General features: G+C 49.5%; 12 protein-coding genes. 8 read left to right on the plus strand and 4 right to left on the minus strand.

Going from position 1 to position 12,443, the window contains the following annotated elements; translation table 11 throughout:
• The first annotated feature begins 52 nt into the window (after positions 1–52).
• Together ACJJIM_RS05740 and ACJJIM_RS05745 are read left to right on the plus strand one after the other, a co-directional pair.
• The gene (locus ACJJIM_RS05740; protein WP_444912645.1) at positions 53–1,522 is read left to right on the plus strand and encodes a YcjX family protein; all 1,470 of its coding nucleotides are present in this window, start codon (positions 53–55) and stop codon (positions 1,520–1,522) included.
• Positions 1,519–2,643: a TIGR01620 family protein gene (locus ACJJIM_RS05745; RefSeq protein WP_444912646.1), complete on the plus strand. Its 1,125-nt coding sequence runs from the start codon at positions 1,519–1,521 to the stop codon at positions 2,641–2,643. The genes ACJJIM_RS05740 and ACJJIM_RS05745 overlap by 4 nt, the downstream gene beginning before the upstream one ends.
• Before the next feature lie 78 nt (positions 2,644–2,721).
• Here the strand turns inward: ACJJIM_RS05745 and ACJJIM_RS05750 are convergent, their stop codons facing one another.
• Positions 2,722–3,222, minus strand: coding sequence for a hypothetical protein (locus ACJJIM_RS05750; RefSeq protein WP_444905776.1), 501 nt, complete (start codon positions 3,220–3,222; stop codon positions 2,722–2,724).
• 241 nt (positions 3,223–3,463) lie between these two features.
• On the opposite strand from ACJJIM_RS05750, the gene gorA reads away from it, so the two are divergent.
• Positions 3,464–4,822, plus strand: coding sequence for a glutathione-disulfide reductase (gorA, locus tag ACJJIM_RS05755; protein ID WP_444912647.1), 1,359 nt, complete (start codon positions 3,464–3,466; stop codon positions 4,820–4,822).
• 87 nt (positions 4,823–4,909) lie between these two features.
• Here gorA and ACJJIM_RS05760 read toward each other — a convergent pair whose 3' ends face one another.
• Positions 4,910–5,266, minus strand: a complete 357-nt coding sequence (locus tag ACJJIM_RS05760; RefSeq protein ID WP_444912648.1) for an HPF/RaiA family ribosome-associated protein — start codon at positions 5,264–5,266, stop codon at positions 4,910–4,912.
• A gap of 539 nt (positions 5,267–5,805) precedes the next feature.
• Between ACJJIM_RS05760 and ACJJIM_RS05765 the strand changes: the two genes are divergently transcribed.
• Positions 5,806–6,735, plus strand: a complete 930-nt coding sequence (locus ACJJIM_RS05765) for a hypothetical protein (protein WP_444912649.1) — start codon at positions 5,806–5,808, stop codon at positions 6,733–6,735.
• Positions 6,736–6,831: 96 nt separating this feature from the next.
• On the opposite strand, the gene thpR is transcribed toward ACJJIM_RS05765, so the two are convergent.
• Positions 6,832–7,416: an RNA 2',3'-cyclic phosphodiesterase gene (gene thpR, locus ACJJIM_RS05770; RefSeq protein ID WP_444912650.1), complete on the minus strand. Its 585-nt coding sequence runs from the start codon at positions 7,414–7,416 to the stop codon at positions 6,832–6,834.
• A gap of 146 nt (positions 7,417–7,562) precedes the next feature.
• On the opposite strand from thpR, the gene ACJJIM_RS05775 reads away from it, so the two are divergent.
• Positions 7,563–8,039, plus strand: a complete 477-nt coding sequence (locus tag ACJJIM_RS05775) for an Hsp20 family protein (RefSeq protein ID WP_444912651.1) — start codon at positions 7,563–7,565, stop codon at positions 8,037–8,039.
• Between the two features lies 1 nt (position 8,040).
• Positions 8,041–8,694, plus strand: a complete 654-nt coding sequence (locus ACJJIM_RS05780; protein ID WP_444912652.1) for a class I SAM-dependent methyltransferase — start codon at positions 8,041–8,043, stop codon at positions 8,692–8,694.
• Here the strand turns inward: ACJJIM_RS05780 and ACJJIM_RS05785 are convergent.
• Complete coding sequence (locus tag ACJJIM_RS05785; protein WP_413665170.1) at positions 8,674–9,660, minus strand: GlxA family transcriptional regulator; 987 nt, start codon at positions 9,658–9,660, stop codon at positions 8,674–8,676. The genes ACJJIM_RS05780 and ACJJIM_RS05785 overlap by 21 nt on opposite strands.
• Before the next feature lie 139 nt (positions 9,661–9,799).
• Here ACJJIM_RS05785 and ACJJIM_RS05790 point away from each other — a divergent pair, with 139 nt between their 5' ends.
• Positions 9,800–11,656, plus strand: coding sequence for a beta-ketoacyl synthase (locus ACJJIM_RS05790; RefSeq protein WP_444912653.1), 1,857 nt, complete (start codon positions 9,800–9,802; stop codon positions 11,654–11,656).
• A 76-nt stretch (positions 11,657–11,732) separates the two neighbouring features.
• Positions 11,733–12,317: a helix-turn-helix domain-containing protein gene (locus ACJJIM_RS05795; RefSeq protein ID WP_444912654.1), complete on the plus strand. Its 585-nt coding sequence runs from the start codon at positions 11,733–11,735 to the stop codon at positions 12,315–12,317.
• Positions 12,318–12,443 lie beyond the last annotated feature (126 nt).

Raw genomic sequence — 12,443 nt, forward strand, 5'->3', positions numbered from 1 at the left:
TCCTTGAGCTTCCATCATCCTCTCTATCCCCATTTCTGGAAGTCAGCTTTATATGGAACCCAAAGTGACAGAGTGTGTGTCGCTGGATCGCGAAGATTCTATGTCTCGCGAGAGTCAATCTCGCCCACAACTAAAAGAAAAGCTACGGCGCTGGAGCCGAGAGGCCCAGGATAAATCCCACTGGGCCGCCGAGCGCTTGTTGGACCGACGCATCTGTATCGGTATCACTGGGCTCAGTGGTGCTGGCAAGTCCACGTTTCTCACCAGTCTGATATACCAACTCTGCAATCCGGAGAAGTCTCAACTACCTGGTTTTGCCCCTGCACTCAATGGCGATCTGTTGGGGGCAGAGTTGAAGCCAGCGCTGGACTCTGGTTTGGCGCCGTTTGACTATCAGACCTGCCTGTCAGCACTGATGGCTGAGCCACCTAGTTGGCCACAGAGCACTAGAGATGCTTCGGCTATGGAGTTACACATCCATTTACGCAGCCGGCGCCGTTTTCGGGGTAATGGTAGAAAGACGTTGGTAGTGGAGTTGCGTGACTACCCAGGGGAATGGTTGATGGACTTGCCGCTATTGCGTATGGACTATGCAGAGTGGTGTCGTCATCAAGCACACCTATTTTCTACAGATGCGCGATCAATGCTGGCCCCCCGGTTGATAGCTCAGCTGGCAGCACTGCCCCCCCAGGCGAATGCCAGTGAAGTAAATTTAGACGAATTATGGTGGGAATACCGAGCTTATCTCCTGAGTTGCCGAACCAAGTTGAATCTCAGTTATTTACAGCCTGGTAGAGCGCTGCTAGACGAGGAGGCGTACGGGGTAGTTCCACTCCTGGATTTGCGTGGTTTAGATGCTGGGCAGTTAGCTGCTTTGTCTGAGAGTAGTGTTTTTAAGGTTTTGCAGGCGCGTTACGAACGCTATGTACAGACGAAGGTAAAACCCTTTGTAGACAGCCATTTTCGACATATCGATCGACAGCTGGTACTGGTAGATATGATTGGCACTCTATTTGCTGGTGAACAGTCCCTGGAAGATATGCGTCTGGCATTTGCTCATATTGCCGATACATTCCGCTATGGCGAATCGGGGTTTTTAAGCAAGCTATGGCGCCCAAAGGTTAATCGACTCCTTTTTGCTGCGACTAAAGTCGATCAGGTACTTGCTGCCGACCACGATGCTTTGAGGCAGCTTCTAGGCCAGCAGTTACAACAGACTTTCTCCGATGCCCGTCACCGGGGTTTGCCGGTATTTAGTGAGGCGATTGCCGCGGTTCGCTGTTCTAGAGAGGGGCAGAAGAATGGACGGAGAATGCTGATGGGTTATGACCTCGAAGGGCAGTATTTGGGTTTTGAGAATGCGGAAATTTTTGCCCAGGCGCCCTATGAAGAGCAGGGGTGGAGCCACTATGCGGGAGCTGCACCACCACAGCTGCGGCCTCCAGTGGGAATGCAGGCAGGACATATTCCACATATACGGGTGGATGCTCTTTTGAACCTTCTGTTGGGAGATAAGGTTTGATTAATAGTGATAAAAATACTGAGTACCGTCGCGAAACACGTATCGAGTCGCTAGATGAGCCTGGACAGGAGGTCCCGCACAGAGATGCGACGCGGGTGGAACCGCTTGCGGATGAGTCAGCGGAGATTCCTAGGTCAATAACCACTGGAGAGTCTCTTCCAGATCGGATTGCTTTCTCCGAGTTGCGCCTACCCACTTTCCGGTTTAAGTGGCTAAAGCCAGCAGTGCTCTCTGCGCTTGCAGTAGTGGTGGCCGTGGTCGGATGGGAGTTTTATGGACTTTATCAATGGGCGGTCGATAAACACTGGGGATTGGGACTTTTTGTGGCTGTTTTGATGGCGGGCTTCAGTGCAATCATTGGTAGTTCCGTTTGGGAGTTTTTCCGAGCGGGGCGCCCACTGAACAAGCTTGAAAAAACTCAGGCAATGGCTGCCGAGGCCCGAGACTGCCGCAGTCACCAAGAGGCGCAAGTATTCAGGCGCAATTTGCAGGAGCATTTTGCCGGTAAGCCCCAAGGTGTACTGCTCAATCGAGTTCTAGATGAGGCAGCTGACTATTACGATAGCAGTGAGTTGTTAGAGCATTTAGAGGTTACCTTCTTAAATGCCCTTGACCAAGAGGCTCTAAGGAGAGTCGTGCGCCACTCAACGAGCACTGGTGCACTGGTTGGGCTGAGCCCTTTTGCCAGTATCGATATTCTGGTTGCCCTGAGGCAGTCACTGCGAATGATTGATGATGTAGCGCAGATTTATGGCGTGCAGCCGTCTCTTGTGGTGCGATGGCGCTTGTTCAAGAGGGTTTTGTCTTTGGTCGCCTACACTGGCGCGAGTGAGTATGCGATCAGTGAAATGTGGCCGGAACTTGTTGGCGATAGCATGCTGAGTACAGTATCTGTGCGTTTGGGGCAGGGGGTCGGAGCCAGTCTGTTTGTTGCGCGTATCGGCCTGGCGACAATGCAAAGCTGTCGGCCAATCCCTTTTACTGAAAAGCAGCGCCCTCGCCTGAGATCAGTTATGGCCCGTATTGGGGGTGGCCTTAAAGAGAGGATGCCCGAGTTGTTTTCTATGGTTGGGCTTAGCTCGCGAAAGGAAGCAAGGGTTCGGAAGGCGGGTACCGAGTAGCTACTGGGATCGTAAGCAAATCTCTTGGGCTGACTATTTGATGTAGGGGGGCGAAAATCTGCCCCCTTAGTCAGCAACTTATTGAAACTGTTTTTTCATCAACATGCGGGTGTGATGTTGATCAACCAGCTGGGCCAGGGCTTCATAGCGGCGCTGTATGAAGGGGGCGGGGTTGTTATTTCCCGATTCATCCCGATATTCAACACCAGACCGGACGTGTTGGAGCTCCTTGGCTAACTCTCTGATGGCGGTGAAGATCTTTTGTGTGTCGTCTTTGCTGTGAAATACTGAGCTTTTTGTGGTGTCTGTCAAGTAATCATCGCACTCGCTCAGCCAGTCCAACCTCTGTTCGAGAAACTGTATGGTATTGCGAATTCCCCCGGTGTATTCGGGGTTGAAGTTATGGTTGATATACTTGTCGAGGCTACGCATGCCCGAGCCGACAAATTGTTCAACCACATCGCCACAGTATTTTTCTGACAGATAGGATGGATGAGACTTTGCGCTGCTTAAATTGCTGATGAGCAGTAGAGAGGTAAGCAATAGGGCGCGCTGCATCACTGCATTTGGGTATTTCATATTATTGCCCATAGGTTTTGCTCTTATTAATGACTGTTATTTTATCCGCCTCAGGTTTTTTTGTTGTGCAATTTCCTCTGGCGGGCTGATATCTGTGACAGCAGTCACATGAATATCCAAAGCGAAGTCAAGTGTCAACGGTTATTAAGTAAGAATTGTCAGCTTGAGATGGTTGTTCACAGAAAACTTATTGTCGGGCTGTTTAAAAATTATTCGAAGCATAGCTGAGTGGGAGTTTATTTTGGCTGAGTATGATTTTGATCTGTTTGTTATTGGTGCCGGCTCTGGTGGCGTGCGTGCAAGTAGGATGGCTGCTGCACAAGGAATGAAGGTCGCTGTGGCTGAAGACCGCTATATGGGGGGGACCTGTGTAAATGTAGGTTGTGTTCCCAAAAAATTATTTGTTTATGCGAGTGGTTATTCCGCAGGCTTTTCTGATGCTCGAGCCTATGGCTGGAATAGCGGGGGAGTTGAGTTTGACTGGCCAACACTGCGGGATAACAACGCAAAAGAAGTTGCTCGACTCAATGGGATTTATCGCAATTTGCTGGATAACTCTGGGGTGGAAACCCTAAATGGCAGAGCCAGCATCAAAGGTCCTCACAGTGTTATTGTTAACGGCAAAGAAATTACTGCAAAGCGTATTTTGGTGGCGACAGGCGGATGGCCATTTATTCCGAATATTCCGGGACGGGAATTTGCGCTGACGTCCAATGAAGTGTTCTCAATGGAGAACTTTCCCAAGCGAGTTTTGGTTGTTGGTGGGGGTTATATTGCCGTTGAATTTGCAGGCATCTTTGCTGGCCTCGGCGCAAACGTGCACCTCTCTTATCGAAGAGATTTATTCTTGCGAGGATTCGATCGGGATATTCGCACTTTTGTTCGCGATGAGATGCAGAAGAAAAATATTGATTTAAAGTTTAACCACAACGTTGTTTCTATTGAGAAGCTTCAGGATGGCAGTTTGCTCGCTCATGCCGATGATGGTTCCAGTATTAATGTGGATATGGTGCTTTACGCTACTGGGCGCGTAGCAAATGTTGAAGGGTTGGGGCTAGAGGAGCAGGGTGTTGTCTTGCACAAGGATGGCACAATCTCTGTGGACGATAATTTTAGAACTAGTGTGCGGTCAATCTATGCGCTGGGAGATGTAACGGGTGAGCCTCAGCTTACTCCTGTTGCCTTGGCGGAGGCTATGGCCTTGGTTAAGCATTGGCGCACGGGAGAGACGGCTGAAATTGACTATAACAACATTCCTACAGCGGTTTTCTGTCAGCCGAATATCGGAACTGTGGGGTTGTCTGAAGAAGAGGCACGGGACTCTGGACTCGACGTCACTATTTATAAGTCGGAATTCAGACCAATGCGTCACACTGTGAGTGGGAATACAGAGCGGACATTGATGAAGCTGGTTGTAGATGCGTCCAACGACAAGGTGATTGGCGTGCATATGGTTGGCGATGACGCAGGGGAGATTATTCAGGGGATGGCCGTAGCACTTAAGGCAGGAGCTACCAAAAGCACCTTTGATTCAACGATTGGAATTCACCCCACTGCTGCTGAGGAGTTTGTAACCATGAGAACTCCAGTTGCAGGTTAGGTGCTGTTGTTACGCTGTAGATATAAGTTGCAGTTGTGAATAATGAAAAAGGCGGCATTTTGCCGCCTTTTTTGTGACCCCCAGTTTTTAGCTGGGTTCTTCTACAACCTCTTGTAGGGCTTGGTGCCGCCGTGTTTTCTTGCGTTCACTACGCTCTTTCAGACAGCGCTCGGCGGAGGCGAATGTGTCGTTTACCGCTCGGTGTATGGATTCGTTCTCACTACTAATAGTCACGGGATTGCCACTAATCGCAAGCTCTAGTGATGCCTTGAAGTGTCTACCTTTAGTTTTGTGTTGATGGGGAGCTTCGAGGACTACGCGACTATGTATGATGTCGCCACAATAACGTTCCAGCTTGTCTAACTTCTTGGATACGGTAGTCGCCAGGGCGGCTGACTTGTCGATGTCGCGGAACACAATGTTATCGTTAGGCGCTGATTTCATGGGCACATACCTCCGGTTAAAAGAAACCATGCAGGCCGCTGTTGCGGTTTGCTGTAAAGAAGGTAGGGCGCCCTAGTGGGAGGGTTCGAGGCTGCAGTTGAAGCGCCGAGCTGCCGGAATCGCAACGATTATTTGCTGACAAAGCAGCTTAGGGTGTTTTACGTCCGGGTCGGGTTTCCGCTGAGTCCAGCGATCTTCTCCCTGCTATCCATAATGCTCCCGCCAAAAAAAAAATCAAGCGCTATCGCAGAAAAATTTCATATAAATTTTGGAGTGATGTCACTGTGGTGACTCAATATTGTGGATTTGAAGGTTTATTGATCAGCTGGTTGGCTCAGGTGAACGCAAGGTCATTGCTCATAGCTTGCACCCTGCGTAAAATTGACCATATTGCGCAGTAGCTTCACTCTGTCGTAGATTCAGAGTCGCTGCGCTTCCAAAACACGAAACACATCAATTCGAGAAATGGGTTCACGACGATGGCGGTAAAGCGGTGTTGCTCGCTCCTTTTGGCGGGCTTAGTAGTTATGGGTGGGGCAGTGGCACAAGCGCAGACGCCCCTCACGGCGGAGAAGAACCGTCTTGCGCGATTGGAGCAGTCACTTGAAAATAGGAGTGTTGGGCTCGAGGATGTCGAAAATGAGCTGCTCTCCTATGAATATAAGCTCGAGCAGGCCCAGAAATCTCTCGATGACCTACGCCTGGAATACGAGGCGAGTCGCCAGGAGCTCAATCAAGCGACCCGGGCTAATGAATCAAATCCCAATTCAGATACTGAGCGTCGCCTGAAGAAGGCTAAGCATGCCTTCGCTATGGCGGAGAGAGGTGTCGATAGCCGTTCACGCCGTCTCGAGTTTATTAAAGAAAATCATCAGCAGCTTCAACAAAAACTGGCTGAAGAGAAACAGGCAATTGCTGATGCCAAAGCTAAGATTTCTGCCCAGCAGGACAAAATTAGCAAGATGGTTGAGGATATGCTGGCAAAGGCTGAAGCATCCGAGAGAAGGGCAGCTATGGCACGAGCTGCTGCTACTAATGAGAAACCAAAGCCCCCGCAAATTAAAGCTCAGGTCGAGCCGCCAAAGCGCGAGGAGCCCGCTAAAGTGAAAACTGTAGCCAAGCGTGAGATCGATGCTGATCTATTGGATTATGTAAAGCGTGAGACAGCGCGCCTGAGTGATCTCCTGGCTGACGAAGAAGGTAATGATAGAAAAACGTTCCGGGATCTTGAGTTGCGGCCAATTGGGGGAGAAAGAGTGCCCTTTGAGTTTTTGGGGGAAAATCAATATCGCTTGGTGACTACCGTTGAGTCAGGCCGCCAAACCTATAAAATTAACACTTGGAAATTCCGCCGTACAATTCCGGCTGAGGATGATGGGGCTCGCTATGTCTTTATTTTTGATGCGCGTCGCCTATCTCGACCAAGATTGGTTATGTACCCAGAGTATGTGCTGTCAGAATTGAATTAATTGTTCAGTGAACAAGTAAATAAAAAAGCGAGCCTAAGGCTCGCTTTTTTGCTTTTTGGGGTTTCAGAAAATAGATGTTACCAGTGGGGAGGAGTTTTACCGCGACTGTAGAATGTTTGTTTGTAGAGGGGTGTAAAGGCTCCCTGCTGGACTTGGTTGACTTTGGTAGAGAGTAATATTGTTAATTGTTATTGGGTGTTCTAGGTCGATTGGAGAAAATCCGTGAAATTGCTTCCTGTTTCTGCACAGGGTGATATGTGGGCGATAGCGCCGGTTTTCTGTCGGTATGGAAAGGCTCTCTGCGAGGCGTTTGACGGACATATGCAAGGTCGCCAATTGTTTGGTGTCTGTGATTTCTGCGGCGATTAGATGAGCATCATTGCCTGGGAAGGTATCAAGTTTAAATAGGCGGGTTTTCGTCTCGGTCGTGTTTCGAGCGATTGAGGTCAGGCCGGTTTTTAGCGGCGGTATTGTTTTTATTGGAACCTGGCCTAAAAAACAAAGAGTGATATGACGATTCTTATAGGTTATCAAGCGGGTGCTGGCTAAGGATAAGGCGCTTTGTTTTTCCGTGATGAGGCTTGTTAAATAATTTAAAAATTCTTGTGTTGTTTTATCCAGCTGGATGCCGATAAAGATTCGACAAGTGGGCTCTAAAGGTTTTTTGTGATTTTTTGGCATAAAATTTATCTGTCACCCTTGAATTAGAAACCTCTGCCCATATCTCTGTTGTACAGGTGGTAGCTTCAATGAAAAGTGCCCCTGAATAGAGTCCGGTCATTTGACGGACGTAGTTTTAAATATTGCTCTGAATTGAGGATATGATAATGCGTAATTTTGATTTCTCTCCACTTTATCGCTCTGCAATTGGTTTTGACCGTATGGCCAGTCTGCTCGATGCAATGACCACAAGCGAGCAAAAACAACCATCCTACCCCCCTTACGATATAGAGTTGACCGGCGAGGATAGCTACCGAATTTCCATGGCTGTCGCTGGTTTTGAGCAGTCTGAACTCGATATTCAGGTGGAGCAAAATCGTTTAGTGGTTAGCGGTACTAAGCCAGAAAGTAATAGCCAGGGAAATTATTTACACAGGGGTATCGCCGCAAGAAATTTTGAGCGGCGCTTTCAACTTGCCGATCACGTGAAAGTGACCGATGCAAAACTGGCTAATGGGTTGTTACATATAGAATTGGTACGCGAAATACCTGAAGCGATGAAGCCACGAAAAATTTCGATTACAGAAGGTAATGTGCTGCAGCACAAAGAGAGTGAGACTAAATCCACTGCTGCAGTAGCGTAAGTTGTCACTTCATTGCCCGCTGTGCCGCCAAAGTGCGGTACAGCTTTACCATCAGGATAAATTCCGTAGTTATCATCAGTGTGATAACTGCGCGCTCGTTTTTGTGCCGCCGCAATACCATCTGACACCTGAAAAAGAGAGAGCTTATTACGACCTTCATGAAAATTCGATGGAGGATGATGGTTACCATCAATTTCTCAGTCGTTGCGCGCAGCCGTTACTGAAAGAATTGAGTGGAGCATGCCATGGCCTGGACTTTGGTTGTGGCCCGGCGCCTTTATTGGCCAGAATTTTGGCGGAGAGTGGACACCGGGTGGACCTGTATGATCACTTTTACATGCCGGCCAGGAAGGCGCTGCATAGGAGTTACGACTTTATTGTTGCTACAGAAGTGATAGAACATCTTGTGAGGCCAGGAGAGGAACTTGAAAACCTTTGGCAAAGGCTTCGCACAGGGGGAGTTTTGGCCCTGATGACGAAACTGGTTATTTCTGCAGAGCGCTTCGCCAATTGGCACTATATCAGAGACCCTACACATATTTGCTTCTTTAGCGTGAAGACATTTGAATGGTTAGCTCGGTCACTCGGTGCCGAGCTCCAGTTTGTCCACAGTGATGTTATTTTTCTAAGAAAATTAAGTATTGACCCTGAATAGCTTGGCTCGCACCGTGGTGCGATATTCACTTGGAGTTGTTGCCAGGAATTTTTTAAATAGCGCTGTGAAATGCCCCATATCCTGGTAACCAACTTTTTCAGCAATTTCATTGACCGATAAATTGCTTGATTGTAAAAGCTCGCGCGCCATGTCAACCCTGACATTTTGCAAATACTGCAATGGTGTCTGTCCTGTAGCAAGTTTGAACCGGCGATTGAACGATCGTACACTCATATCGAAAAGTTGCGCCACTTCGCTAAGGCGTACCTCGGTATTGCAATGTTCTTTGAGCCAGGCCTGGGCTTGAACGATATCTTCGTCTGGGTGTAGGTGAACAGATCCTTCTGAGTAGGCTATCTCTTCAAATGGGCGGCGAATTTCGTGAGAGAAATTGCGCTCCACATGACTGGCGATGGCCGGTCCATACAGTTGACGGATCATATGAACCGTTACGTCGGCGAGGGCATTGACGCTGGCCGCGCAGAAAAGTTTGTCTGCCTGGGTAATAAAATACTGACGTTTTAATTTTACCTCTGGATAGTCTGAGCTAAATTGATCAAAATAATGCCAGTGGGTGGTTGCAGGTTTTCCGTTAAGGAGGCCCGCTTCGGCCAAAAAGCAAACTCCGGTACCCACAGCACTAATTGCAGCTCCTTGTTTTTCCTGTTGGCGCAGCCATTCCAATATTTTTCCGCCTCGCTTAAGGGCGGGGCGGGGGTTGCGCCACATGGTCGGGATGTAGATTAGGTCGCTATCTGGTGCATCGCTAAGAGCGACGTCCGGTTGAAGGGTAAACCCGCAGCGGGTATTTACTGGTGCCCCATCCAAACTGGCGGTCACCAGTTTTAGGCTGCCCTTGATGCCCTCAACCCTGGCGCGACTCTCCGCACCGCGGAGCATCTCAAGTGGGAGAACGGTACCGGTTGCCAGCATCTGGTCGATAAGTAGAAAAGTTACTGTTCGCATTACACATCTATGCGCACTTGCGCTATTGGCCAAAACACTCAATTTTGCTGGCCAGTATGCCCATAACTGGACAGAATCGCCACCCCCTACACTCGCATCTCTTATTTTTATAGTGTTAAGTGCTTGGCTGGAGGTCAGGATGCAGCGCCTTCCCGTAATCACCGCATTCGGTGGATTCAACCCTGCTGGACGTAGTTCTTTCCATAGGGGGTACTCTCGCCTCGTGCTAGATAAACTGGGTAAGGAAGAGAGGGATAGCACTCTTTCCGACCTGGCCGCCCTGATGGGCTTGCGTACCGGAGACAATGCTGAAGGCATTTTGGACCCTGCCCTTGAGCAGCAGGTGTTGGATGGTACTTTGGTGCGCGAACTAGAGAGTCGCTATTACGACTACCGCAAGTGCCATTTCCATCAGTCTGCCCAGCTCGCAAACCCCCAGGGCCTGACATTCGAAATTTCCACCCGGCAGCTTCCGCAGCCTGTGCCCGCTCATTGGCACTTGGAGCATATCCAGGGCGGCAGGGTTCGTGTCACCACAGCTGAGCTGTCAGTTTTGTTGGATAGCCACCGCGAGATAAGTGTGGCTGCTGCCGGCCAGCTCCCAACCGGATTTGAACCGGGCACTAAATATAATTCTCGATTTCACCCGAGGGGACTGCAGTTGGCCCTCTTGGGTGCATCAGATGCTGTGCAGTCTTTGGGGGTTGATTGGGATACCGTTGTATCTGCGGCTGGGCCAGGAAATATTTCACTCTATGCCGCCTCGGCAATGAGTCAGCTGGACCCATTTGGCAACGGTGGTCTATTGCAGTCCCGCCTGCGAGGTGGTCGCGTAAGCTCTAAACAGTTAGCGCTTGGTCTAAATAGTATGCCAGCGGATTTTGTTAACGCTTATGTGCTCGGAAATGTCGGTTCTACTGGCGCTGTTGCCGGTGCTTGCGCAACCTTCCTGTACAACCTTCGCGCTGGCGTTGAAGATATTCGCTCGGGTAGGGCGCGGGTCGCTGTAATTGGTGCGGCTGAGGCGCCCCTTGTGCCTGAAGTTGTCGATGGTTATTCAACGATGGGTGCTCTTGCCACTACCGAGAATTTACGCAAGCTTTTCCCTGGTGAAATTGATTATCGACGCACCAGTCGTCCGTTCGGTGAGAACTGTGGTTTTACCTTGGGTGAGGGTACCCAGTGGGTCATCTTAATGGATGATGCTCTGGCGCTTGAGTTGGGTGCTTCCGTATATGGTTCGGTTGCCGGTGTGTTTACCAATGCCGACGGTACAAAGAAATCGATTTCTGCGCCGGGTCCCGGGAATTACCTGACGATGGCCAGGGCAATGGCGGAGGCGCGGGCAATTGTGGGCGAGGAAAGTTTGCGGCGTCGCAGCTTTGTGCAGGCCCATGGCTCCAGTACGCCGCAAAATCGGGTTACTGAGTCCGCCATTTTTGATCGTTTGGCCGGCGCATTTGGCATTGCCGAGTGGCCGATTTGTGCGGTCAAGGCCTTTTTGGGGCATACCGTCGCTTCAGCCAGTGGAGATCAGTTAGTTACAGCGTTAGGTGTATTTGATCGCGGCATTCTCCCGGGAGTGACCACCGTTGATCACATCGCCGATGATGTTCATTGTAAGCATTTGGATATTTCCCTTGAGCATACCGATAGGGGCAGGGGTGCGCTTGATTTAGCGTTCTTAAACTCGAAAGGTTTTGGCGGAAATAATGCGACGGCAACAATTTTGTCCCCGCAGATCACAAAATCAATGATGGAAAAGCGTCATGGCAAATCGGCTATTGTGGCGTCTCAAGCGTTGAACGAGAAGATTGTAGAGCAGAGCGAAAAGTACAACACCAAGGCTTCTCGTGGTGAGCTTGATGTTATTTATCGATTTGGTGAGGGCATGATCAATGAAAGTGAGATAACTATCTCAGAAGAAGAAATTTGTTTACCCGGAATGCCGCCGGTGAAGCTGCCAAATGGAAATCCCTTTGAAGATATGGTGTGATTGGCTTTTACATAATGCCTCAATTTCGGTGATTTTTACCTGAAGGGAGATTGCACAAAAGGAGCTAATGGGGAGCATGGATGATCCTGAAGAGGATGTTGGCGCCCGCTTGAAAATGGTGCGCCACATTTACGGTATCTCACAGAGGGAGTTGGCGAGACGGGCTGGGGTAACCAACGCAACAATTTCTTTTATTGAATTGGGAAAGGTTAGCCCTTCCGTAAGCTCCTTAAAAAAAATATTGGGCGCCATTCCTATGCCGCTAACCGATTTTTTTTCCTTGGAAATATCGGGCGCAAAGCAAATTTTTTTTCGCGGAAATGAAGTGCCTGAGATCGGTCACGGCTCTGTGTCCTGCCGTTTGTTTGGAGGGGCAAAAGCAAGCTGCGGCATGTCGCTATTGTGGAAAGTATTTCCGGCTGGGGATGACACCGGCTTTTCTCTCGAATCTGCTGAGGGGGAGATTGGTGGGGTGGTTGTCAGTGGTGACCTGGAGGTTACGGTTGGCTCCGACTTTGCCCTGCTGAGTGCCGGTGATGGGTATTATTTTGATGCTCAGCGTCCGCACCGCTTTCGAAATACAGGTCGCTGTGACTGTGTAGTTGTCAGCGCAATGATGCCGGCTTATGGGCATCCCGACCTTCAAGAGCCCAATTCCTGAAAGATGGTTTAGAAAAGAGGGAGTTCGTGCCAAGTGGCTGATAAGGCGGCACGATCCGAGATAGACTAGCCCAGCTTTAATTTCATTCCGTTCGCAAACTGGCGAATTTCTGTACTTTGGCACCCC

The organism is Microbulbifer maximicatervae (SeqCode) (assembly GCF_052467615.1).